This is a genomic window from Aurantimonas sp. C2-5-R2 (assembly GCF_036549495.1).
Classification (GTDB): domain Bacteria; phylum Pseudomonadota; class Alphaproteobacteria; order Rhizobiales; family Rhizobiaceae; genus Aurantimonas; species Aurantimonas coralicida_A.
On record NZ_JAZHLJ010000025.1, the window covers coordinates 1 to 23,812 of the forward strand.

Consider the following 23,812-nt stretch of genomic DNA (forward strand, 5'->3'; position numbering starts at 1 on the left):
ACGTTGGCGAGGTCTTCCGGCTTTTTCAGCCCGGGAAACGCCATCTTGGTACCTTTGACGACGGCGCGGGGGTCGGCGAGCCATTCCGTCATCAATGCCTCGTCCCAGACTGTCTTGTCGGCGGCCCACTCCTCGAAGCTGGAGGAAAATTTGTAGCCTTCGATCATGCCCGGCTTCTCGCCAATGACGCCGTTCAACTCTGGACCGATCTTGTTTTTCGCGTCTTCGCCGACGGCGTGACACGCTCGGCATTTGTTGAAGACCTTCTTGCCGGCGTCCGCGTCGCCGACGGTCTGGGCCGTCGCTCCCGACGCCATGGTCAGCGTCAAGATCGTGCCAGCAGCCAAAATCAGATTACGCATAAGTCCTCCATGCAGTGCTGTGCTCTTCTTAGAGTCCGTTTCGAAACTCACTGCGGCGGGTTCAAAGGCCCCTCGGATGGTCGCTCCGCAATGACATGATACCCGATTTCCGCGGGTTTGGGCGTCCCGGGTGAACCATGGAGGCTGGTCTTGGCAGGGTTTCGAAACGGCCTCTAAGCGGGAATATAAAGGCGCGCCGCACAATAGCAATCATTTGAAAGGGGCGGCGCGTGTGTGGCCGCGGCGGTGCGTGCGGTTTCGGGGCCGGCGGTGATCACGCGCGGCTAACGCAAATGTGAGCCGTAATTAACGCGGGTTGACGGGATGAATTATATATCGGGTGAGGCGGGGCCGCAGCGTTCTTTCTCCGCAGAATTCAATATTCATTGTCGTTGCGAAGGATTGCAACACGCCCGGTCCGCGCCGTCTGTCAGTATAAATGGAATTTTTCGGCTGCTGCCATTGCGCGATGCGAGCGGACTGACGAGGGATTCATACGTCGGCATTCGGGGCTTCAGATCGTGACAAGGCGCAATTCGATTTCCTTCGGGTAACCCGCGCGTCTATTCGCTAGGAATTCTATCCGACACAACTTTGCCATGCTCGTTAAGCGCCCCAGGTCAGGCCGAACTTGGCGTAAACCATCGATTTTAAGAGGAAATCAACGACCGAAGGTTACGAATAATTCACGACGTCGGGCCCGATCGGAATTCGCGTTGCGGATCGGCAACACGACGGAGGAGAACCTATTCCTGCCATTTTTCCGGCACGGAGACGGACCATATCAACTCCCGAACCCGCCAGCCGGGTCGGGAAATCCGGGCGCCACGCGGACGTGGCGTCGGGAAGAGAGTCGCGACTGCGACAGAATGGAGTACAGTTATGAAACGCTTTGCATTGCTTCTCGCCTCGACGGCGTTCGTCACCCCGGCGCTCGCCGCCGACCCGGTCTATGAGGAAGCCCCTGCGCCGGCACCGATGATGATCGAGCAGGTCGCTACGACTAGCACGTGGACCGGCCTCTACATCGGTGGCCAGGCTGGCGTCGCCTTCAGTGGCGATGACGATGGCGCGCGCTTCGACACCAACAACACCGGTGTTTTCGGCAACGGCACTTTTAACGGTGACGACAACAACGCCGGCTTCATCGGCGGCGCGCATATCGGCTACGACTACCAGATGCCGAACAACTTCGTCATCGGCGCGGTCGCCGACATCAACTACATCGATGCGGAGACCAACCGGTCCTATACCACGCCGGGCGGCTCGACCTTCACGTCCAATAGCGAGATCAACTATCTCGGTACGGTTCGCGCTCGTCTCGGCTACGCCATGGACAGCGTCCTGCTCTATGGTACGGGCGGTCTCGCCTATGCCGGCGTCGACAATACGATGACTGCGCCGAGCGGCGGCGCCTTCACCGGCTATACGTTTACGCAGGATGGCGACGACGCGGATGTCGGTTATGCGGTCGGCGGCGGTGTCGACGTGATGGCCACCCAGAACATCTCGTTCGGCGTCGAGTACCTCTACACCAATCTCGGCTCGAACGATCAGACGATCACCGGGACCAACGGTACCAACACGGTGAACTTCACCTCGGAGTCGAACGACAACGATCTCGACTTCCACACGATCTGGGCGAAGGCGTCCTATCGCTTCAACTAAGGCACTGCCTTCGGCCGGGCGCGTCAAGCGCCCGGCCCTACAGACAAAAGCCCGTCGGATCACAGGATCCGGCGGGCTTTTTTGGTTTCCGAGAACTGCCTTGAAAGTTGAGGCCGCGCGAGAAACGCTTTCAGGCGAGCGGCGGAAGATCCAGATCGGCGCGCCGCGGCAGGTCGGCGCCGCGGCGCGAGCAGGTCACTGCGGCGGCGTCGACGGCGAAGCGCAGCAATTCCTCGATGCCGGCTTGGTCGGCGGCCTTGAGCGCCGCGCGAGAGAGTTGACCGCGTTCCTTCAGGCCGGCCAGGAGCGCCGCCTGAAACGTGTCGCCGGCGCCGACCGTGTCGGCGACGATGATCTGTCGTCCGCCGACCGAGGCTTTGACGCCCGAGCTTGTCGCGGCGATCGCGCCGCGCTCGCCGCGGGTCACCACGGCCATCTCCGCGCCCGCGGCAACCCAATCGTCGATCACGGCATCGAGGGTTCGGCCAGGATAGAGGAGATCAAGGTCTTCTTCGCTCGCTTTCACCAAGGCCGCGAAAGGCACCAGTTCGGCGACCTTTTGCCGCCAGATGTCGAGATCGGGTTCGATCGAGGCGCGAATGTTGGGATCGTAGGAGATGAACCGCCGGGCCGATTCCTGCCGCACGAGATGGGCCAGCGCCGAGGCGGTCGGATCGGTCACGGTGGAGTAGGACGCCAGATGGATCGCCTCGAGCGCCTCGGGAAACGTCGCCGGCACTTCGGCGGGCTCGATCGAGCGGTCGGCGGTGCCGTCGATATAGAAGATATAGGCCGGCGAGCCGTCGGCGCCGAGCGAGACCATCGCCAGCGTCGTGTTCCTGTCGGTCGGAATGAGGAAGCGCTGGTCGATATTTTCGCGCGCCATGAATCTGCGGATGCGCGTTCCGAAGAGATCGCTCGAGACCTTGGTGAAGAAGCCGGCCGGATGGCCGAGGCGCGCCAGGCCCAGCGCGACGTTCAGCGGCGAACCGCCGACCCGTCCGGACAGGGCGATCTTCGCCACATCCGCGTCGGGTTCGGCGAACAGATCGAACAGCGCGTCGCCGCAACTGAGAAACATGGCGAAATCTCCCGGACCATATCCAGCGTTCGGTTTCAAATGCCGCTATCAGGAAAGGCCGAAGCGGGGAAGATGGCGCCGCACTTTGCACAAAGCTACCGCGACCCTTTCATAGCGCGCGCTGACGCCTATGATCGACGGCGTCCAATCGGGGAGGAAACCGCATCCATGCCATTTCAGCGCGTCAACGGCATCGTCATCCACCATCGGGTCGAGGGAAACGCGGACGGGCCGACGCTGGTCTTCGCCAACTCGCTGGGCACCGATTTCCGGATCTGGGACGCTGTGGTCGAGCGCATCGCCGGCGCGTATCGGATCGTGCGCTACGACAAGCGCGGCCACGGGCTGTCGGAGGCGACGCCCGCACCCTACGCCATGGACACCCATGTCGACGACCTGAACGGCCTGATCGATCATCTCGGCGTGACCAACCCGCTCGTCGTCGGCCTGTCGATCGGCGGCATGATCGCGCAAGGCCTTGCCCATCGCCATCCCCTTCTTGCCAAGGGACTGGTGCTGATGGATACGGCGCACCGGATCGGCACGATCGAACTGTGGGACCAACGCATCGCCGCGATCGAGAAGGACGGAATCGGGTCGATTTCCGAACAGATCCTCGAGCGCTGGTTTACGCCGCAATTCCGCCGCCCGGCCAATCCCGATTTCGTGGGATATTCGAACATGCTTCTGCGCACTCCGCTGCCCGGCTATCTCGGCAGCAGCGCCGCATTGCGTGACGCCGATTACACTGAGGCGACGGCGAAGATCGATCTGCCGGTGCTGTGCGTCGTCGGCGATCAGGACGGCTCGACCCCGCCGGATCTGATGCGCTCGACCGCCGATCTGATTGCCGGTTCGCGCTTCGAGATCGTCAAGGACGCCGGTCATCTGCCCTGCATCGAGCAGCCGGAGGTTACGGCGGGTCTGATCGCGGATTTTGCCGCGGAAGTATTCAGCACGGCGACCGGCCGGTGACGGCCTCGGTCTTCTCCCATTCGTTTCTGGGCGCGCTGCTCGGCGATGAGGAACTCGATTCCTATTTTACCGCGGCGGCGGAGCTCGAGGCGATGCTGGCCTTCGAGGTCGCGCTCGCCGAGGCCGAGGCGGCGGAGGGATTGATCGCGCCGGCAGCGGTCACCGCGATTCGCGCCTGGACACACGAATTCACCCCCGATCTCGCGGCCCTTGCCGTGGGAACGGCGCGGGATGGCGTCGTCGTACCCGCGTTGCTTCAGCAATTGCGCGCCGGGCTCGACCCGGCCGCTGCCGCCGGCTTGCACAAGGGCGCGACCAGTCAGGATGCGATCGACGCGGCGATGGCGATGCGCATGCAAGCGGTGTCGTTGGTGCTCGACCGGCGGCTGGAAGCGCTGGTCGATGCCTTCGCGCAATGGGGGATCGAGGCCGGCGACCGCGAGGTGATGGCGCACACCCGAATGCAGGCGGCGCGGCCGACGCCTTTTTCGCGCAAGCTCGCCTCCTGGGCCGATCCGCTGGTGCGCTGTCGCCTTCGCCGCGAGGAGATCGCGCCGCGCGCCTTTGCCCTGCGGCTCGGCGGCGCCGTCGGCGACCGCGCGGATTTCGGCGACAAGGGCGAGGCGATCGTCCAGCGCGTGGCGGACACGCTCGGCCTCTGGCCAGCCGCAGCTTCCTTGCATTCGGAACGCGACGGGATCGCCGAACTCGGTCACTGGCTGTCGCTGATCACCGGCGCGCTCGGGAAGTTCGGGCAGGATGCGGCGCTGGCGCTGCAGAGCGAGGTCGGGGAACTGACGCTTTCCGGCGGCGGCGGCTCGTCGGTGATGCCGCACAAGCTGAACCCGGTCGGCGCGGAGGTTTTGGTGACGCTGGCGCGCTTCAACGCGACGCTGGTCTCCGGCCTGCACCATGCGTTGGTGCATGAGAACGAGCGCTCCGGCGCGGCCTGGACGCTGGAATGGATGCTGTTGCCGCAGATGGCCCTGGCCGCGGGGGGGGCGACGCGGACGGCGGAGGACTTGCTCGGGCAGCTGTCGCTAAGGGAGGAATGAAGATGGGCGTTTGACGAGGCAGATGGTTGGAAACGCCCGGAAGCCTTCTGTAAGGCGTGGCTGAATCGGCTATGCGCTTTCCGGGACATAGCGGTCGACGGCAATGCTGCCTTCCCGTCGCCGGACCTGCGCCAGATCGAACGCGGTTTGCAGCCGCAACCAGAAATCGGCCTCGCCTCCAAACGCCTTTTCGAGCCGGATCGCCATTTCAGGGCTGATCCCGGCTTTCTCGTTGACGACGTTATTCAACGCCTGCCGAGTGACGCCGAGCACGCGGGCAGCCTCCGTGACGCTCAGGCCGAGCGGCGCAAGGCACTCCTCGCGCACCATTTCGCCGGGGTGGGGCGGGTCGTAGAGGGGCAAGGTCAGTTTCTCCAGTCGTCAGTGGTAATCCAGATAATCGAGATCGACGGGCCGGCTGTCGTCGAACCGAAACACGATCCGCCAATTGCCGGACACGCTCACGCTCCAAAATCCGGCAAGCTGGCCCTTGAGAGGATGCAGACGCATTCCCGGCAGACCTTCGAAGGTTTCCGGCGAGGTGGCATGATCAAGCGCGAACAGGACGCGGCGAATGCGTCTGACCTGATCGGCCTGAACGCCGCGCGCATCGCCGGTCTCGTAAAAGCGTCGGAGTCCTTTGTGTCGAAAGCTGGCAATCATCCGTGCATGGGTCGGCAGTGTGCGCCGACAATTGTCACTTGTCAAATAGTCTCAAATGATCATGCGATTGCCAATGCAGATCATCGCTTTCTGACAGTCGACGGTGCAAATAATCACGCCCCCAGCAGCGCATAGGTCCCGAAGGCCGGCACTTTGACCGCCAGCCGCCACGGATCGATGCCGGCGACGAGGCCGAGGAAATTCACCTCCAGCCCCGATTTCCAGCCTGCGACGATGCCGGCATAGCCCCAGAGCGACAGGCGCAGTTCCTGGCGGTCGGGGTCGATCGAGAGGAAGCGCCCCTCGGACGGGTAGTCGCGGCCGACCGCCGCCGCCGGTAGCGTCGCGTCGATGCCGGGGACGGCGCGCATGACGTGGGCGACGAAGGTATTGGAGTTCGGGCCGGGAAAGAGGGCGTAGCCGCCACGCTCGGCATAAGGGTAGGCGGCGATCGCGGCGCGCACCTTGGGGACCAGGGATTCCGCCCGCGCGCCGGTGACCGCGACGATGACCCGGGGATCGTTCGAATACCAGCGCCCGTCGGCGGGTTGGCTGTTGCGCCGAACCGGTGTCCCCCAGCCGACCTTGTCCCAACGCTCGTAAGCGCTCGCGCCCTTGTCCTTGACGACGATCCAGGAATGATCGGCGATCGCGCCTTTGAGGCCGCCGGTGCGCGCCGCGAGAATGTAGAGCGCCGCGTCCCCGTTGGTGCTGGCTATCGGGAGGAGCGACGCCGAACTCCAGTCGGCCTGGCGCCAGGAGAGGGGACGTTCGCTCGTCCACCAGAGAAGCGCGGCGAGCGCTGTGGGCAGGAGATAGACCGCCACGACGACGACGGAGAGCCATTTCAACAGATGCATCGGGTCCTGACGGTGGCGGGAAAGCGGAACGGCTGCTAGAGCGCCCACTTCAAGGCAGTTGTAGGACCAAGGTGCGTGATGGAAAAACCCGTTCTCGTGGAAGTGACCCGTGGCGATCTGGTCGAGAGCGTCCATCGCGGCGCCTTCGCGTTGGTCGACGGCTCAGGGGCGGTGGTCGGCTCGGCCGGCGATATCGCGCGGCCGGTGTTTCCGCGCTCGGCGATCAAGGTGTTCCAGGCGATCCCGCTGATCGAGAGCGGCGCGGCAGACGCATTCGGCTTCGGCGACCGGGAACTCTCGCTCGCCTGCGCCTCCCATTCGGGCGAAGAGGGGCATGTGACGCTTGCAGCCGCCATGTTGGCAAAGGGCGGGCTCGACGGCCGCGCACTCGAATGCGGCTGCCACTGGCCGTTCGATCTGCCCGTCGCGCTCGATCTCGCCCGGCGCGGCGGCGAGCCGACGGCGCTGCACAATAATTGCTCGGGCAAACATGCCGGGTTTCTCTGCACGGCGGTGCACCAGGGCGAGGACCCGCGTGGCTATGTCCGGGCGGATCATCCGGTGCAGCAAAGGGCCAAGGCCGCGATCGAGGATATGACCGGCACTGAACTCGGCGACGATGTCTGCGGCACCGATGGCTGCTCAATCCCGACCTATGCGGCGCCGCTGAAAAGTTTCGCGCATGGCTTCGCCAAGCTCGTCACCGGTGAGGGCGTCGCCCCGGAGCGCGCGGCGGCGGGGCGCCGGCTGATCGAGGCCTGCATGGCCGCGCCCTGGGAGATGTCCGGCAGCGGACGCGCCTGCGAAAAGCTGATGCAGGCCGCGCCCGGACGGGTGTTCGCCAAGACCGGGGCCGAGGGCGTCTTCTGCGGAGCGCTGCCGGACCTCGGCCTCGGTTTCGCGCTCAAGATCGACGACGGCGGCACGCGGGCGAGCGAGGCGCTGGTCGCGGCGGTCATCGCCAAGGCGCTTCGCGGTGACGACGCGGCGCTGGCCGGATGCTTCGATGCGCTGGCGTCGAAGACGTTGCGCAACTGGGAAGAGATCACGGTCGGCGCGGTACGTGCGGTCCTGCGCTGAGGCGAGGCCGCGGTCGACCCGGCGTTCGGCTGGGCTGACGCTTAGCTGTAGTCGCTTTTCGGCTGGCTTGGAGGACGGCTAGCCGGTCTGCGGGAGCGGGTGGCGCGGGGTTTTTCCGCCGCCTGCGGCTTCAGCCGGATTTCGACGCTGCCGCCTTCCGGGTCGTCGACCTCGAACAGTTTGGTCGAGCGCACCAGATCGCTCAATTTCTTGAAGCCGTAGGTGCGCGGATCGAAGTCCGAGGAGAGGTTGAGAAGCTGCTTGCCGAAACTGCCGAGATTCACCCAGCCATCCTCGGTGTCCATCTGCTCGATCACCCGCTTGAGAAGGTCTGCCGCCTGCTGCGGCTTGGCCAGTGGGGGCGCGTCGCCGTTGTTTTTCTCCGCCGTGACCCGGCCGGGCAGGAGGTTCTCGGTGTAGATGAAGCGCCGGCACGCCTGCCGGAAACTTTCCGGCGTCTTCTGCTCGCCGAAGCCGTAGACGTCGACGCCCTGTTCGCGGATGCGGGCGGCGAGCCGGGTGAAGTCGCTGTCCGACGAGACCAGACAGAAGCCGTCGAACCGGCCGCTATGGAGAAGGTCCATGGCGTCGATGACGAGGGTTATGTCGGAGGCATTCTTGCCGGTCGTATAGGCGAATTGCTGCTGCGGGATGATCGCATGGCGCGATAAGACGTCCGCCCAACCCTTGGAACGCTGGCTGGAGAAATCGCCGTAGATGCGCCTCACGCTCGCCTCGCCGATCTTGGCAATCTCCTCGAACAGGCCGTCGGCGATGCGTGAGGAGGCGTTGTCGGCATCGATCAGCACGGCCAGCCGATCGGTCTTGTCGGGTCTTGAAGCAGACATGAAGGATTCCTCGTATGTGGCTGGCGATCACTGGAGACGGCTGCGGGCCGTCGTCAGTCTTGCCCGTTCTCAGGTCTGTTCGGCAACCCCAGCCGGTCGAGGATGGCTTCGGCGACGGCGCTCGGCGCCCGTTCGCCTTCCCTCACGACCTCCTCCCCAGCGGTGATTTCGGCGCGCCAGCGAGCCCCGGACAGAATGCGCCGGCGTAGGCCCTCGTCAAGGCTGGTCCAGAGCCAGCGCACCCGCTGCTCGGCCCGTCGACCGTCCCATGAGCCGTCGCGGCGGTGGATGTCGCGGAACCGCTCGATGTCGGTCCACAAATCGTCAAGACCGGCGCCGGTCATGCCGGAGACGGCGAGCACCGGGACGGTCCAGGCTGCCGAACGCGGCGCCAGGATATTGAGGGCGGAGCGGATTTCGGCGGCGGCGGCCCGCGCCGGCCCGGCATTGTCGCCGTCTGCCTTGTTCATGGCGATGATGTCGGCGACTTCGAGAATGCCCTTCTTGATGCCCTGCAACTCGTCGCCGCCGCCGGCGATCATCAGCAGCAGCACGAGATCGACCATGTCCGCGACGCTGACCTCGGCCTGGCCGACGCCCATCGTCTCGACGATGACGACGTCGAACCCCGCCGCCTCGCAAAGCAGCATCGTCTCGCGCGTCTTCGCGGCGACGCCGCCGAGCGTGCCGGAGGACGGGGAGGGTCGGATGAAGGCATTGGCGTCGACGGCAAGGCGCGCCATCCGCGTCTTGTCGCCAAGGATCGAGCCGCCGGAGCGGACCGATGAGGGGTCCACTGCCAGCACCGCGACCTTGTGACCCTTGGTCGTCAGCATCGAGCCGAAGGCATCGAGCAGCGTCGACTTGCCGACGCCGGGAACACCGCTGACGCCGATGCGGATCGCGCCGCCGGTGTCGGGGGCGAGCCGATCGAGGACGGCGGCGGCGACGCCCCTGTGCTCGGGCCGGGTCGATTCGACCAGAGTGATGGCGCGGCTCAGCGCGGCGCGCTCGCCTTTGCGGATGCGGTCGGCCAGGTCGTCGGGATCGGGCAAAGGGGTCATGATCACCGGTGTGGGCGGGCTGTCGGTGGCCCCGGTCGGGCGCCGTCGAGGATGTGGGAAAACCTCCCGATCTCGGGCCTGAAACGGGCTTGTGAACGGCAATGACTACCGAAGGAACGCCATGTTTGCTAGGCCTTCGATGGTGGGCAACGATTAAAGGCGGCTTTGCTCTTATCGCCAGCCGCCATGCTTTGGGAGAAGTACCATGGCCTGGAACAAACCTGTTCTCACGGAAGTCTGCCTCGCGATGGAAATCAACGGCTATATGCCGATCGAATTCTAATCGGTGGCAGCACCTGACAGCCGCGGGCGGGTCGAGGCCCGCCTGCGGCTTTTCATTTTGGGCTCGGCTGCCGGCGGCGGCTATCCGCAATGGAATTGCCTGTGCGATGTGTGCCGGCTCTATTGGGCCGGCGACAACCGCGTGTCGGCGCGGTCGCAATCCTCGATCGCCGCGACCGCCGACGGACGCAATTGGCTGCTGATCAACGCATCGCCGGATCTGCGCGAGCAGATTTTGCGCTCACCACCTTTGCAGCCGGCGGCCGGGGCGTCCGCGGATCAGCGGCGGGCCTCGCCCATCGGCGCGGTCCTGGTGACCAACGGCGATGTCGATCATGTCGCCGGCCTTTTGACCTTGCGCGAGAAACAGTCGTTCCCGCTCTACGGCACGGCTGGCGTTCTCGGCGTCATCGCCGACAACCCGATCTTTTCGGTTCTCGATCCCGCGCATGTGACGAGACGGCCAGTGATGATGGGGGCGACGTTCGAGCCGGTGCCGGGACTTCAAGTCGAGGTGTTCCCCGTTCCCGGCAAAGTGCCGCTCTACCTGGAAGAAGGCGAGGTCGATGTCGGCGAGGAAGGCGAGATGACGATCGGTGTCCGACTGACGGCAAACGGCAAGACGGCTTATTACATCCCCGGTTGCGCCACCGTCCCCGATCGGCTGCGTGACAGGGTCAGGGAGGCCGACGCACTCTTGTTCGACGGCACCGTGTTCACCGACGACGAGATGGCCAAGGCCGGTGTGGGCCAGAAGACCGGTCGCCGGATGGGCCATATGCCGATCACCGGCGAGGGCGGCAGCCTGGCGGCCTTCGACGGGCTCAAAATCGCAAGCCGCACCTACATTCACATCAACAACACCAATCCGATCCTGATCGAGGATTCCAGGGAGCGGCAAATGGTGGAGGCTGCCGGTTGGCAGGTGGCGAAAGACGGGATGGAGATCGTGCCATGAAAGCCATGATGGGACGCGAGGATTTCGAGGCGGCGCTGCGGCGGATTGGAGCGGAGCGCTATCACCATCTGCATCCGTTTCAGCAGCGATTGCAGAACGGCGAATTGACAAAGACGCAGGTGCAGGCTTGGGCGCTCAACCGTTATTATTACCAGTCGCAGATCCCGGTGAAGGATGCCTACATTCTCGCCCGGCTGCAGACTGCCGAACTGCGGCGCGAATGGCGCCAGCGGATCATCGACCATGACGGCGAGGAGGGGCAGCGCGGCGGCATCGAGAAATGGATCGCGCTCACCGACGGCGTCGGTCTCGATCGCGCCTATGTGGAATCCGGCGTCGGCATTCTTGCCGGTACGCGCTTTGCGGTCGATGCTTATGTCCATTTCGTCCAGGAGGGGACGCTGCTGGAAGCCATCGCCTCGTCGCTGACTGAACTATTCTCGCCAAATGTCATTGGCACTCGCGTGCAGGGGATGCTGGAGCATTACGACTTCATCTCGAAGGAAACGCTGACCTATTTCGACAAGCGGCCAGTGCAGGCCAAGCGCGATTCCGATTTCGCGCTCGCCTATTGCCTCGACAATGCACGCCGGCCCGAGGAACAGCGCGCCGTCCTCGACGCCTTGCGGTTCAAGTGCCAGGTGCTCTGGGCGCAACTCGATGCCCTGCATTTCGCCTATGTCGAGCCGGGACTGACCCCGCCGGACGCGTGGCGTCCGGGCGAAGGGTTACGGGAAGGAGGCGGGGCGGCATGACCGCGATCGCCGACGATACGGTGCCCAAACTGCCGCACGGCGTTCGCTTTCGCGAGGACAAGACGCGCGGCCAGTTCATCCTGGTCGGGCCGGAACGCATCTTCAACGCCGATCAGGTTTCGACGGAAATCCTCAAGCGGGTGGATGGCAAGACCACGTTCGGGGATATCCTGCGACAGCTGACGGAGACGTTTACGGCGGACGAAGCGACGATCCGCCCGGATGTCGAGAGTTTCCTCATCGAGCTTCGCGACAAGCAGATGGTGACGCTATGAACGAGGCGGTCTTTCCCAAGCCCGCCGCCGAAGCGGCGGAGCGGCCGGCGCCGCAACCGCCGCTGGGCCTGTTGGCCGAGCTGACCCACCGCTGCCCGCTGCGCTGCACCTATTGCTCGAACCCGCTCGAGCTCGACACGCGATCGTCCGAGCTCGACACCGAGACTTGGAAGCGGGTCTTCACCGAGGCGGCCGAACTCGGAGTCATCCATATCCATCTGTCCGGCGGCGAACCAACCGCCCGCAAGGACATCGTCGAACTGACCCGCCACGCCGCCGAGGTCGGGCTCTACACCAATCTGATCACCTCGGGGATCGGCGTTTCGGAGGCGCAGCTCGACGCCCTGTTCGAAGCCGGCTGCGACCACATCCAGCTGTCGCTGCAAGGCGCCGACGCCGGCGTGACCGAACGGGTGGCGGGCTACAAGGGGGGCTTTGAGAAGAAAGAGGTCTTCGCCCGCGCGGTGGTCGCGCGCGGCTTCCCGCTGACCCTCAACGCGGTGATCCACCGGATGAACATCCATCAGTTGCCGGACATGATCAACAAGGCCGTCGCCTTCGGCGCCAAGCGGATGGAGATCGCACATACGCAATATTACGGCTGGGCGCTGAAGAACCGGGCGCAGCTGATGCCCGCGCGTGAGGACGTCGACCGGACGATCGGGGAGGTCGAGGCGGCGCGCGAGCGGCTGAAGGGCACGCTGGTCATCGACGCCGTCTTCCCGGACTACTACGCGAAATATCCCAAGCTCTGTAACGGCGGCTGGGGGACACGCACGCTGAGTGTGACGCCGGCCGGCAAGGCGCTGCCCTGCCACGCGGCCGAGACGATCGAGCATCTGGAATTCTGGTCGGTGAGGGACCATTCCCTCGCCGATATCTGGGCGTCGTCGCCGGCCTTCGAAGCCTATCGCGGCACTGCCTGGATGAAGGAGCCTTGCCGTTCCTGCGAGCGCCGGCATGTCGACTATGGCGGCTGCCGCTGCCAGGCGCTGGCGCTGACCGGCGACCCGGCGAACGCGGACCCCGCCTGCGTCAAATCCGATTTCCACGAACGGCTCGGCGAGATCGCCACGACCGAGGCCTCGACGGTTGCCGATCCCGGCGCGGCGACCTATCGCGGGTTTCGGAAAAGATGAGAGTCAGGCAGATCGCACTGCCCGCTCGTTACAATTGTCCGGACGAGTGCTCTCGGAGAAGTTGGGGAGAATTGTCGTCGCTATCGTTGGCCGGACCCATGCCGAAGCGCTCGATCGCCCGCTCGGTACCGAACAAGGCAAGGCGCTCAGCAAGGGTGGACGAAAAGATCGGATACCGCGCGAACACATGATCCTGGACATCTTTGTTGCGTGCCCCGAGCAGCATGAGTGGACAGCTCAGTCCGGGATAGGGACGCAGCTCGGACATCGGTTCTAACGAGCAGAAACGCTTATAGAACGCCGCGTGCTCGGGCCGAACGGTGGCGAGCATCCAATCGGACTCGAAATGCTCGGCCATCATACAGGCCAGCCTGATCACAGAGAATGGCAAGAGTGGCGTTGTTCGGGCCTCCGGGTCAATTACGAACCGGCTCGGATCGATCATCGTTTCGGCATTCCGCAGAAGCGGACTCAGAATATCGTGATAGGTGTCGTGCGCAGGACTTGTAGGGTTCTCTTTGGAAAGCAGATGAATGCGGATTGAGCCGGCAAGGTAGTCATTGATATGAGTTCCGAAGACAACAGCATTGGGGTCGAAATCATATTTATCGAAAAAGAACTGTCTTGAATTTTCTGATATTATTCCTTCCCTACGGTAGGATCGATAGCGCAATCGATATATATCATCCCGACTCTTTGTATTATTTGCGATATGATAATCGGTTATCGCAAGGATATCGGTATTATTGCTATCGGGGTCGCGGGATATTCGTCGCGAAAATCTGGACATTTGTTGCGCCTCTACAAATAGCAAAGGCAGTCTAGCTTAATTATTTGTCATTCACGATAGCGAAAATTGTAACGATGCAATAAATGTTTGGTAAGGGTTAACAAAGCGTTTGGAGGGCGCTCGCGGCTGCCGTGTTACTTTCCGATTGGACGGGCGGCCGGCCGGCCAGGAGCAGATCCCGGATCATCTCGGGGCGCAACGGAGGGCCGTAAATGAAGCCCTGAATCTCCGCTGACGGTAGTTCTGCAGTGAGAAATTCCAGTTGATCGGTTCGCTCGACGCCCTCCACCACTACGCCAAGTCCGATGGATTCGACCAAGCCGAGAATGCCACGGAGCAAGGCGCGCTCCCTGTTGTTCTCAAGCGCCTCTCGTATGAAACGCCGGTCAATCTTGACCTTATCGAGGGGTAGCCGAGTGATATATTCGAGATTTGAATAGCCGGTCCCGAAGTCGTCAAGGGACAGTCTGATCCCGGTTGCGTGCAAGATATCGAGCCGTCGAAAAATTTCCGGATCGCGATCGAGAAAGATATTTTCGGTTATCTCGACCTCAAGCTGCGATGGGGCGACCGAGTGGCGGGCCGCAGATCGAAGTATGACATCGACGATGTCGTCGCGATTCAGCTGGCTCGGTGAAATATTGACGGCAACCCGTTTATTGGGGGGCCAAGTAGCGACCGCCGCGCATGCCATGTCGATGGTATAATCGGTGATTGCCGGCATAAGGCCGCTTTCCTCGGCGATTGGCAAGAAAACCGCCGGGGAAATCGCGCCATGGACGGGATCATCCCAACGCAAGAGGGCCTCACATGTGCTGATGCGGCCGTATTGGGGATTGACGATGGGTTGAAATACAAATGTCAGTTCGTTTGCATCGAGCGCTCTGCGCAGATTTGACTCGATCCTCATGCGTTCGATCTCGACGCTCTCCATCTCGGCGTCGAATCGCGAGTGCCTCCCGCGTCCCGCGGACTTCGATTTATAAAGCGCAAGATCTGCGCGCTGAAGCAACTCGGCGGTTGTTCGAGCGTCGCCGGGAAAGAGCGCGGTGCCGACGCTGCATTTCGATGTGACCGATATTCCGTCGATCGAGAGCGGGTTCGCTAACGCGGTGATCAGAAGATTGGCGAAGCGGGTCGCTTCCTGCCGCGGTTCGCCGTTCAGATGCTGCAGGATCACGAACTCGTCGCCGGAAAATCGGGAAACGACAGTCTCATCCTCGCTCACCTCCTCCATGCGACGCGCGGCGATGGCCAGGACGCGATCCCCGAATGCGTGACCGTAAGTGTCGTTCAAGCGCTTGAAACGGTCGAGATCGACGAAATGCAACGCAATCGCCTCCCCGTGATGGATCGCGGTATCGAGAATACGGACCATCTGGCCCTTGTTCGGCAAGCCGGTAAGGCCGTCGATGTGAGCGAGATGAAAGTTTTGCTGGGCAACCGCAACGGTCTCTTCCATCATTCCCCGCATTCCGTCCGCGATCCTAAGCAAGGTCATGCAGAACATCACGAAAAGGGCAGCGAAAAGGAGGTGCCATGCGTCCATCTGCCAAGCGAGTCCGAGGGACATAGGGACACCGGCCGCCGACAACTGCAGGACAACCAGCTTTCTGGAGGCGTAATTTCGTCCAACGAGGCCTGTCATAAAACACAAGGCTGTCGCGAACGAAAAAAGTTCGGCTGCGACATAGGTTTGGTCAGCTGCGAAAATCACCATCGGCCAAACGCCGATGAGAAGGACGTGAATGACGCCTGTCACCTCGTAAAAGCGCTTCGCGATAGCGACGGACTCGCGGTCGTCGTCGGCACGCCGTGCGCCATAATAGATCGCTGATACGCGGACGGTCGTTACCAAGCTCAATGCGGCAAAGATTGCCCAGACGCTCGGCATATCGGTCTGTATCGCCGTCGCAATGCAAGCGACAAGCGTAAAGGCGCACCCGCGAGCAAAATTGCCAGCGTCGGCGAAGAGCATCTGTTTGTAACGATCGGGGCGCCTGCCAGCCTGGATCGCCTGAAGCCTCTTAATCGCGAACTGCACCATCGCTCCAATCAACCGAAGGAATCCAGAATACAGTGTGACGATTAAAAACAAATTTATGCTAGATTTTACCACTCAGGGTTGCTGGGCTACAGCCAGTTCTTGTACCGAAAGAACAGCATTGGAACGATCGCCGAGACCACCATCAGCGCGAGCGCGGCAGGATAGCCGAAGGTCCAGCCGAGTTCGGGCATGAAACGGAAATTCATGCCGTAGATCGAGGCGATCAGGGTTGGCGGCAAGAAGGCGACGGCGGCGACCGAGAAGATTTTGATAATGGCGTTCTGCTCGATCGAGATCATGCCGACCGTGGTGTCGAGCAGGAATGTTGTCTTGTTGGACAGGAACGTGACGAAGTCGTTGAGCGAATGGACGTCCCTTGCCATCGCCTTCACGCGCGGCTTGGCGTCTTTGGCGCTGGATTTGCGGCGGTCGAGGGCAAGCTGAAGAAACGGGAGCAGGCGATCGAGCGTCGCCAGGCCCTCCCGCGCGCGGGAGGTGAGGTCGCCGGCCGCTCCGATGCGCCGCAGCAGCGATTTGAAATCCTTGGTGCCGGTCGGCTTCTTGCGCGCCGAAGAGGAGAAGATGTCCTCGCCGATGCTGTCCAGGTCCGCCGAGATGGTCTCGAGGAGGTCCGCGACCCGGTCGATCACTGTCTCGAGAAGCCCGATCAGGATCGTGTCCGCCGACGGCGGCCGATCGCCGCGGCTGACGGCCGGCTTTTCGGCGGCGCCGGGCTGGGCGCCGCTGTCCGCAGCGCCACCATGGCGCGGTGTCTCGCGGCAGAGCTTGGTCGCGTAGATTGCAAAGCTTTTCGGCGCGCTATAGCGCAGCGTGATCAGCCGGCGGTCGGCGAGCATGAAGGTGACCGGGGCGAAAGACGGCTTGCCGCCGTCCAACCCGAACACGACCGAGGCCGTCATGAAGTCGGCGTCGTCCTCGGAATAGAGCCGGCTCGACACCTCGATCTCGACCATTTCTTCGCGGGTCGGCACGTCGATGCCGCATAACTGTTCGACGGCGGCGATTTCGTCTGGATGCGGATCGAGCAGGTCGATCCAGACAGCCTCGGTCGGGATTGCGTCGGGCGATGCCCGGACCGCGTGCATTCTGGCACCGCTCGGGACATAGGCCTCGATCATCGACGCTTTTCCGTGAAATCGCGGAACCAGCGCGCGGCGCTGTCCTCGCCGACGGCGCCAGCCGCGACATCCATGACGAACTGGTAGACCATGCCGTTGTCGGCGGTGATGTCGTAGCCGTTAATGTCGAGAAAGACGTAGGCGGCGAGATAGGCGGTCCGCTTGTTGCCATCGCTGAAAGGGTGATTGCGAGCGATGCCATACAAATAGGCGGCGGCAAGATCGAAAAGGTCGGGCTCATCATAAGCCGCCTTATTCAGCGGCCGATCCAGTGCAGCTTCCAGCGCGTTCTCGTCTCTGATCCCGGCGAGCCCGCCATGCTCCGACAATTGTTCGTAGTGAATGGCCTCCACGACCTCCCGGCTCAACCACTCAATGGTCATTTCGCCAGTTCACGCAGGGCAGTACGATATTTCTGCATCCCCTCGCGGGCCGAACGCATCTGACGGCCGAAGGGCGAATCTGCCCGAACCAATTGAACGCCATCGGGAGTCCGGACGATTTCAAGAGAGTCGCCGGTGGCAAATCCCGCCTGTTCCAGCACCTCCCTGGGCAGGATCACACCTTCGGAATTGCCGATCTTGCGAATGACGGTGTTCATGGCAATGCCTCCGATCTCCAGGTTCTGGCGTTATAACTAATGTTGAACCAAGGGAGTGGCAAGAGACTATTCGGCCGCCGCCTTCTCATGGCCAAGGTGACGGGAAAGGGCTCGCAGCAAGTCCTCGGCCGCTTCGGCGACGACCGTTCCCGGCAGGAAGATGGCGGCGGCCCCGGCCGCCTTGAGGGTGTCGACGTCCTTCGGCGGGATGACGCCGCCAACGACGATCATGATGTCGCCGCGTCCCTCCGCTTCCAGCGCCGCCTTCAACGCCGGAACGAGGGTCAGATGCCCGGCCGCCAGCGACGAGGCGCCGACGATGTGGACGTCGTTCTCGACGGCCTGGCGGGCCGCTTCCTCGGGCGTTTGAAATAGCGGGCCGATGTCGACGTCGAAGCCGAGATCGGCGAAGGCCGAGGCGATGACCTTCTGGCCGCGATCGTGGCCGTCCTGGCCCATCTTGGCGACAAGAATGCGCGGCCGGCGGCCCTCGGCCTCGGCAAAAGCCGCGCTCATCGCCTGGATATGTTCGATCCGCCCCGCCATCGCGCCGGCCTCCCTTTTGTAGACGCCGGCGATGACCTTCGTCGTCGCGACATGCCGGCTGAATACCTTTTCCAGCGCCCCAGTCATTTCGCCGACGGTCGCCTTGGCATGGGCCGCGGCGATCGACAGTTCCAGGAGATTGCCGTCGCCACGCTCGGCCGACGCCGTCAGCGCCGCCAGGGCGGCATGCGTCGCGGTGTCGTCGCGCTCGGCCTTGAGGCGCTTGAGCTTTTCGATCTGCTGGCGCCGCACCTCGGCGTTGTCGACGGAGAGCACGTCGATGTCGTCGGTGACATCATTGAGGAATTTGTTGACCCCGACGACGGTCTGGGCGCCGGAATCGATCTGTGCCTGGGTCCTGGCTGCCGCTTCCTCGATCCTGAGTTTGGGCAGGCCCTTTTCGATGGCCGCAGCCATGCCGCCCATCTCCTCAACCTCGGCGATGTGGGCAAGGGCCTTCTCCGCGAGCAGATGCGTCAGCCGTTCGACATACGCCGAACCGCCCCAGGGATCGATCGGGGATGTGGTGCCGGATTCGCGGGCCAGCACATGCTGGGTGTTGCGGGCGATCCGGGCGGAAAAGTCGGTCGGCAGCGCCAGCGCTTCGTCGAAAGAGTTGGTGTGCAGCGACTGGGTATGGCCTTGCGTCGCTGCCATCGCCTCGACGCAGGTTCTGACCGCGTTGTTCATGACATCCTGGGCCGTCAGCGACCAGCCCGAGGTCTGACAATGGGTGCGCAGCGACAGCGAGCGCGGATCCTTCGGCGCGAAGTTCTTCTGCATGAGCGCGGCCCAGATCAGCCGCGCCGCGCGGAGCTTGGCGACCTCCATGAAGAAGTTCATGCCCACCGCCCAGAAGAACGACAGGCGGGGGGCGAAGTGATCGATGTCGAGACCCGTCGCGACGCCCGCCCGGGCATATTCGATGCCGTCAGCGATGGTATAGGCGAGTTCCAGATCCGCCGTAGCCCCGGCTTCCTGCATGTGATAGCCGGAAATCGAAATCGAGTTGTATTTCGGCATGTGCTTCGAGGTGTAGGCGAAGATATCCGAAATGATCCGCATCGAATGTTTGGGCGGGTAGATATAGGTGTTACGGACCATGAACTCCTTCAGGATGTCGTTCTGAATGGTCCCCGACAGATCCTTCTGGGCAATGCCCTGCTCTTCGGCGGCCGCGACATAGAGCGCCAGAACCGGCAGCACCGCGCCGTTCATCGTCATAGAGACGCTCATTTCATCGAGCGGAATGCCGTCGAAGAGCTGACGCATATCGATGATCGAATCGATCGCGACGCCCGCCATGCCGACGTCGCCCGCGACGCGCGGATGGTCGGAATCGTAACCGCGGTGGGTGGCGAGATCGAAGGCGACCGACAGGCCCTTCTGTCCGGCCGCGAGATTGCGGCGATAGAAGGCGTTCGACTTCTGCGCTGTCGAGAAACCGGCATATTGCCGGATCGTCCAGGGCTTTTCGACATACATGGTGGGGTAGGGGCCACGCACGTATGGAGCGATGCCCGGATAGGTGTCCAGGAACGGCAGGTCCGCGATATCCTCGGCGCCATAGGCCCCCGCGATCGGGATTCCCTCCGGCGTCTCGAAGGACTCGCCAAGCGTCTTCGCGAGGGCGGGCTGCGTCGGCCGGCTCCACGCGATGCGGGTGAAATCAGGAACCTTGGTCACGTCGATGCCTCCACGGTCTCGCTGGTTCGGTATGGGCGCAGCGGCTCGCAGCGGGTTTGCCCGGTCGGCTGTGGCGGCGGCTCGGTGCCGGGGGCCTGCCCCAGGAGAACGTGATGTCGCTCCTCATCGAGCGGATAGAGGTTAGCGCCGACGATGACGGTTTTCCCCTCCGCGAGTTCGGCGGCTCTGGCGTCCAGGATGCGGTTTTGCAGGACCCCGGCGGAAAGGCTCGCGAAGATGCCGCCTTCGGCCTCGATCTTCTGGAATTCGCTCCAGGCGACCTCCGCCGTCAGATCGGTAAGTGCCTCGATGCCGCCGGAACCTGCCGCCGGATCAGTCACACGCGCCAGGCCGGTTTCATCCTGCAGGATGATCTGGATATTGCGGGCCAGTCGCCGCGCGGCAGGATCTGCAAGGCCGAGCGGGGCGGTGTATGGCAGAACGGACAGGCTGTCGGCGCCGCCGGTTCCGGCCGCGAAGGCAGCGATCGTCGCACGCAGGATGTTGGTGTGCGGGTCTTTGGCCGCCATCATGCGCCAGGAGGTCTCGGCGTGGATGCGGGCAGCAGGCGGGGCCGAATCGCCGCATTCCTCCAGCAATTTGGCCCAGAGAAGACGCAAGGCCCGCAGTTTCGCGGTCTGCTCGAACTGCCGTTGATCGACTGCCAGGGTGAAGCCGATCGCCGCCGCCGCATCGGAGAGGCCGAGGCCGGCATCGAGCATCGCCCTGAGGTAATAGAGCGCCGTCGCCAGCACGGCGCCGAGTTCCTGTCCGGCGGTTGCGCCCGCGTCGTGGAAGACGCGCCCGTCCGCCTCGGCGATACGGCCGCGAAAGCCGCTCCCGCGTAGCGACTTCGTGGCACGGCCCGAATGCGCCCGAAAATCACTTTCGGGACCGGGAAAGCTTCCCGTAAAGGCAAACGGACCGATCGCGTCGAGGCACAGGTCGAGGGAAAGCGTCTCGAAATCCTGGCCGCGATCTTTCGCCAGCGTGCGGATCGTCTCGACGGCGCGCCGCGCGTCCATATGCGGCTCGATCCTCAGCGAGATCATCTCCAGCTTCACGCCGGCGAGCGCGCGGGCGATCGCATCGCCTTCCATCGGAAGTCCAAACCCGTGCGCCGATGCCGACCCGGCGAAAACCAAAGACAGACCATCGGCGCCGCCTTCCAGATCCGCCAGCACCTGCGTATTGGCGCGCGCGGCGTCGGGATCATCGACGCGCTGCAGGATCGCCCATCGCCCGCCCGTCGAGCATGCGAGCGCAGACGCGTCGCGCTTGCGGTCGTGCAGGGGGCCGTAGGTAAAACCGTCCTCGGCCCGCGCGGCAAGCGACTCGAAATCCCGACCCTTCAGGCCCTTTTCCACCAGGCTCCGCCATGCGGCATCGTCAGCTTGAGGAAAATCGATCGTCTCGATTGTCAGCGCCGTCATTGCACCTCCCTGTAGGCCGCACCGCGTTTCGCCTTCGCAGCGATCCCAAAGCGACCTTCGACACCCGCCTCAATAGCGCCTCTCCGGCGTCGGCGAAATGCAGCCTTCGGCTCACGTCCCCTGCACGGGGCGTTCCATGCTCTAGTCGCACGCGATGACGGCATCTTTGGGCGCGACCAGCTTCCAGACGACGCCGGCCGGGGCGTAGTTCATCTCGACCGCCCCGCCCAAGCCCCGCGATGTCATCTTCTGGGTGATGAGTGTGCCGAATCCGGCGTGTTTGGGTTCGACGACCGTTGGGCCGCCGATTTCACGCCAGATAAGCTCGAACTTCTCGGCGATCGACCATGATATTTTCACGGTTCCATCGGCAACCGAGAGCGAGCCGTACTTGGCCGCGTTTGTCGCCAATTCGTGCAGTGCGAGCCCGATCGTCTGTGCTGCGGTCGAATTGAGGCGAATGGCGGGGCCGTCCAGTTCGATTTGCTCGCCGCCGGCGCCGAACGCCTTGAGTTGGCTGTCAACGAGGTCGGCCAGCATGGCGCTTTCCCAGCCGCTACCGGCGAGCAAGTCGGCGGACCGCGCCAGCGAGCTCAACGCCTCCGATAGCGTGTCCAGGAACTGCTTGGTATTGGCGCTCTCCTTTGCGGCGCGCCGGGCGATGGCGGCGATGAGCGCATACTGGTTCTTGGCGCGATGGGTCATCTCGCGCATGAGAAAGCGGTTCTGCTCCTCGGCCTCGCGGCGCTCGCGCGAGGCCTGCGCCAGAACCTTCGAGACCGCGCCGATCTCCGCGATGTCGGTCGCAAACGGCATTGCCGGTTCGCCCTTGCCGATCGCCTCGGCCTGCTGCGACAATTGCAGGATCGGCGCCGCAATGCGTCGGCCGAAAATGATGCCAAGCATGATCGAGAACAGCAGAAGCAGGATCCCGGCACTCATCAAAAGTATCCAGGATCTGAGTGCCGGTCGGACGATGACGGCGTTGGGCACGGCGACGGTGGTCGTCCAGTTGGACAGGCTGGAGACCGTCGACGCCTCGATGAGATCGTTGCTCATTCGCGCGCCCAGCGTTTCCATGATCGACGGGTTGTCGTAGGAAATCCCTTGCTGGGCTTCCATCCGTCCCTCGCTGGTTACCGCGGCAAAAACGCGCCGGCCTTCGGCGTCCTTGATGATCGCGGACCATTCGCGCGGCAGGTTCCGATTTGCGATGACGGCGTCGAGGGCATCGGCGGCCTTGTTGATCACCAGCACATAGGTGACCGTCTGATCCCGCATCACCGGGACCGCGACATGGAACATGAAGCGGTCGGCCCGCGCGCCGAAGAACACGCCGGAGACCAGCGGCCGACGGGTCTTGAACACCTGCTCGATGGTCTTTGTATACTCGCTCTTCCTCGGCGCGGGGGGATAAGGCTCCAGCGTCGAAACGACGACTCCAAGCGCCGGGTCGATCAACTCGGCATTGGTCTCGGTAGTTCTGAGAGCGGCTACTGTTCGCTCGTGAAAGCCGGCGAGTTGTCCGTTTACCAGAGACGGCGAGGAGGCCAGCACCTTGCCGCTGGTGATCATGCCGTAAATATCCCGATCGACGGCGTTGGAGACGATTTCGGCCGTATCGTTCACTTGCGCGGCCGCGATTTCACGTTGCTGTTCGGAGAACTGCAGCACCAGAAACGCGCTGAACAGCAGCGCGGGAATGAGGACGATCAGAGCAAACAGCACGAGATGGGCGAGGAGAGGCGGTCTCCGCATGGCGCGCGAAAGCATCGCCCATCGCGCCCGTCTGGGCGACGACAGGAAAGATCGCAGCCTGTCGGGCAGCGAGCGAGCGACGTCCGCTTCGACACTCATCAGTGACAATATTCCGCGGCACTTGGATCCTCGATCTGCGCCACGGCCCCTGCTGGTAACGAACCCCTGCGTTTATCCCACGACCATACGTCAGTCTCGGCCGGTATTCCATAACCGTTTGGTGGGATGAGTGCTTTTGGCGAGATTGGTCGATGCGGTGAAAGCCTGGCAGAGTTTCCGATGCCGCGGTCAGACGAAGGACGACAATCCGGGCACCGACGCCAGTGCGCGATCGACGGTTTCGGGATCGGAATGGGCTTTCGCGAAGGCGGCGAGTTCGCGCGCGACGATCTGAATCTGACCCATGTCGAGGCCGAGCCCCATCAGCTTCGAACCGAGCCCCATGATGCCGCCGCCCATCGCGGCGCCAAGGAAACCACCCTCGTCGTCGCCACCGGTCGTAGCGATCGCGTCCGAAGCCCCCGGCGTTTCGGCAATCATCTTGCCGACGGCGGGATCGTCACTTTCGGCCTTGAGATAGGTCAGGATATGACCGATCGCGACCTTGGCGGTGGATGACTCAAGACCCGTCTCCGCCGCGATTTTCGCCAACAGCTCGTCCATGGACATCTCCTCCTGCCGCCGCGCCTCGGAAAGAGGGGGCCGGTTGCTGCAAAGCTTGGCAAAGCCTGATCGCCGACGCAATCG

Annotated in this window: 23 protein-coding genes and 1 pseudogene; 8 read left to right on the top strand and 16 right to left on the bottom strand. The window is 63.3% G+C overall.

Going from position 1 to position 23,812, the window contains the following annotated elements; all coding sequences use genetic code 11:
• Positions 1-362, bottom strand: a 362-nt coding sequence (locus tag VQ044_RS12570) for a c-type cytochrome (protein ID WP_331827677.1), incomplete at its 3' end; no start/stop codon positions are given.
• An 882-nt stretch (positions 363-1,244) separates the two neighbouring features.
• Here VQ044_RS12570 and VQ044_RS12575 point away from each other — a divergent pair.
• Positions 1,245-2,030 (top strand): outer membrane protein, encoded by a 786-nt coding sequence (locus VQ044_RS12575; protein ID WP_327622543.1) that lies wholly within the window; start codon positions 1,245-1,247, stop codon positions 2,028-2,030.
• Between the two features lie 130 nt (positions 2,031-2,160).
• Here VQ044_RS12575 and VQ044_RS12580 read toward each other — a convergent pair whose 3' ends face one another.
• Complete coding sequence (locus tag VQ044_RS12580; protein ID WP_327647569.1) at positions 2,161-3,111, bottom strand: carbohydrate kinase family protein; 951 nt, start codon at positions 3,109-3,111, stop codon at positions 2,161-2,163.
• A 168-nt stretch (positions 3,112-3,279) separates the two neighbouring features.
• Between VQ044_RS12580 and pcaD the strand changes: the two genes are divergently transcribed.
• Together pcaD and VQ044_RS12590 are read left to right on the top strand one after the other, a co-directional pair.
• On the top strand, positions 3,280-4,086 hold the full coding sequence (pcaD, locus tag VQ044_RS12585) for a 3-oxoadipate enol-lactonase (protein WP_327647570.1): 807 nt from the start codon (positions 3,280-3,282) through the stop codon (positions 4,084-4,086).
• On the top strand, positions 4,083-5,141 hold the full coding sequence (locus tag VQ044_RS12590) for a 3-carboxy-cis,cis-muconate cycloisomerase (RefSeq protein ID WP_327647571.1): 1,059 nt from the start codon (positions 4,083-4,085) through the stop codon (positions 5,139-5,141). The genes pcaD and VQ044_RS12590 overlap by 4 nt, the downstream gene beginning before the upstream one ends.
• 69 nt (positions 5,142-5,210) lie before the next feature.
• On the opposite strand, the gene VQ044_RS12595 is transcribed toward VQ044_RS12590, so the two are convergent.
• The 3 genes from VQ044_RS12595 to VQ044_RS12605 all read right to left on the bottom strand — a co-directional run bounded on the left by VQ044_RS12595 (position 5,211) and on the right by VQ044_RS12605 (position 6,664).
• The gene (locus tag VQ044_RS12595) at positions 5,211-5,504 is read right to left on the bottom strand and encodes a HigA family addiction module antitoxin (RefSeq protein WP_327647572.1); all 294 of its coding nucleotides are present in this window, start codon (positions 5,502-5,504) and stop codon (positions 5,211-5,213) included.
• An 18-nt stretch (positions 5,505-5,522) separates the two neighbouring features.
• A complete protein-coding gene (locus VQ044_RS12600; protein WP_327622538.1) occupies positions 5,523-5,804 on the bottom strand; it encodes a type II toxin-antitoxin system RelE/ParE family toxin in 282 nt (93 codons plus the stop codon).
• Between the two features lie 113 nt (positions 5,805-5,917).
• Positions 5,918-6,664 carry a DUF3750 domain-containing protein gene (locus VQ044_RS12605; RefSeq protein ID WP_327647573.1) on the bottom strand — a complete coding sequence of 249 codons (747 nt, stop codon included), beginning with the start codon at positions 6,662-6,664 and terminating at the stop codon, positions 5,918-5,920.
• A gap of 78 nt (positions 6,665-6,742) precedes the next feature.
• Here VQ044_RS12605 and VQ044_RS12610 point away from each other — a divergent pair, with 78 nt between their 5' ends.
• Positions 6,743-7,744 (top strand): asparaginase, encoded by a 1,002-nt coding sequence (locus tag VQ044_RS12610; RefSeq protein WP_327647606.1) that lies wholly within the window; start codon positions 6,743-6,745, stop codon positions 7,742-7,744.
• A 41-nt stretch (positions 7,745-7,785) separates the two neighbouring features.
• Here VQ044_RS12610 and VQ044_RS12615 read toward each other — a convergent pair whose 3' ends face one another.
• Positions 7,786-8,592, bottom strand: coding sequence for an NYN domain-containing protein (locus VQ044_RS12615; RefSeq protein ID WP_327647574.1), 807 nt, complete (start codon positions 8,590-8,592; stop codon positions 7,786-7,788).
• A 53-nt stretch (positions 8,593-8,645) separates the two neighbouring features.
• On the bottom strand, positions 8,646-9,656 hold the full coding sequence (gene meaB / locus VQ044_RS12620; protein ID WP_327647575.1) for a methylmalonyl Co-A mutase-associated GTPase MeaB: 1,011 nt from the start codon (positions 9,654-9,656) through the stop codon (positions 8,646-8,648).
• Between the two features lie 205 nt (positions 9,657-9,861).
• Between meaB and pqqA the strand changes: the two genes are divergently transcribed.
• The 4 genes and pseudogenes from pqqA to pqqE all read left to right on the top strand — a co-directional run bounded on the left by pqqA (position 9,862) and on the right by pqqE (position 13,065).
• Entirely contained in the window at positions 9,862-9,939 is a 78-nt protein-coding gene (gene pqqA / locus VQ044_RS25665; protein WP_206455397.1) for a pyrroloquinoline quinone precursor peptide PqqA, read from the top strand.
• 42 nt (positions 9,940-9,981) lie between these two features.
• Positions 9,982-10,896: a pyrroloquinoline quinone biosynthesis protein PqqB gene (pqqB, locus tag VQ044_RS12625; protein ID WP_327647608.1), complete on the top strand. Its 915-nt coding sequence runs from the start codon at positions 9,982-9,984 to the stop codon at positions 10,894-10,896.
• A pseudogene (pqqC, locus tag VQ044_RS12630) lies at positions 10,893-11,926 on the top strand (pyrroloquinoline-quinone synthase PqqC). The gene pqqB and the pseudogene pqqC overlap by 4 nt, the downstream one beginning before the upstream one ends.
• Positions 11,923-13,065 carry a pyrroloquinoline quinone biosynthesis protein PqqE gene (pqqE, locus tag VQ044_RS12635; protein WP_327647576.1) on the top strand — a complete coding sequence of 381 codons (1,143 nt, stop codon included), beginning with the start codon at positions 11,923-11,925 and terminating at the stop codon, positions 13,063-13,065. Before pqqC ends, pqqE begins: the two are co-directional and overlap by 4 nt.
• A gap of 28 nt (positions 13,066-13,093) precedes the next feature.
• Here the strand turns inward: pqqE and VQ044_RS12640 are convergent, their stop codons facing one another.
• From VQ044_RS12640 to VQ044_RS12680, 9 genes are all read right to left on the bottom strand, one after another.
• Positions 13,094-13,855: an N-acyl amino acid synthase FeeM domain-containing protein gene (locus VQ044_RS12640; RefSeq protein WP_327647577.1), complete on the bottom strand. Its 762-nt coding sequence runs from the start codon at positions 13,853-13,855 to the stop codon at positions 13,094-13,096.
• Positions 13,856-13,952: 97 nt separating this feature from the next.
• The gene (locus tag VQ044_RS12645; protein ID WP_327647579.1) at positions 13,953-15,902 is read right to left on the bottom strand and encodes a putative bifunctional diguanylate cyclase/phosphodiesterase; all 1,950 of its coding nucleotides are present in this window, start codon (positions 15,900-15,902) and stop codon (positions 13,953-13,955) included.
• An 86-nt stretch (positions 15,903-15,988) separates the two neighbouring features.
• Positions 15,989-17,041, bottom strand: a complete 1,053-nt coding sequence (locus VQ044_RS12650; protein WP_327622523.1) for a magnesium transporter CorA family protein — start codon at positions 17,039-17,041, stop codon at positions 15,989-15,991.
• Positions 17,038-17,424, bottom strand: a complete 387-nt coding sequence (locus VQ044_RS12655; protein WP_327622522.1) for a type II toxin-antitoxin system death-on-curing family toxin — start codon at positions 17,422-17,424, stop codon at positions 17,038-17,040. Before VQ044_RS12655 ends, VQ044_RS12650 begins: the two co-directional genes overlap by 4 nt.
• Positions 17,421-17,642: an AbrB/MazE/SpoVT family DNA-binding domain-containing protein gene (locus VQ044_RS12660; RefSeq protein WP_327622521.1), complete on the bottom strand. Its 222-nt coding sequence runs from the start codon at positions 17,640-17,642 to the stop codon at positions 17,421-17,423. The genes VQ044_RS12655 and VQ044_RS12660 overlap by 4 nt, the downstream gene beginning before the upstream one ends.
• A 66-nt stretch (positions 17,643-17,708) precedes the next feature.
• Positions 17,709-19,874, bottom strand: a complete 2,166-nt coding sequence (scpA, locus tag VQ044_RS12665) for a methylmalonyl-CoA mutase (RefSeq protein ID WP_327651015.1) — start codon at positions 19,872-19,874, stop codon at positions 17,709-17,711.
• Entirely contained in the window at positions 19,871-21,307 is a 1,437-nt protein-coding gene (locus VQ044_RS12670; RefSeq protein WP_327647581.1) for a methylmalonyl-CoA mutase subunit beta, read from the bottom strand. Before VQ044_RS12670 ends, scpA begins: the two co-directional genes overlap by 4 nt.
• Positions 21,308-21,448: 141 nt before the next feature.
• Entirely contained in the window at positions 21,449-23,164 is a 1,716-nt protein-coding gene (locus VQ044_RS12675) for an HWE histidine kinase domain-containing protein (protein ID WP_327622518.1), read from the bottom strand.
• A 189-nt stretch (positions 23,165-23,353) separates the two neighbouring features.
• The gene (locus tag VQ044_RS12680) at positions 23,354-23,728 is read right to left on the bottom strand and encodes a DUF2267 domain-containing protein (protein ID WP_327622517.1); all 375 of its coding nucleotides are present in this window, start codon (positions 23,726-23,728) and stop codon (positions 23,354-23,356) included.
• Positions 23,729-23,812: the final 84 nt, after the last annotated feature.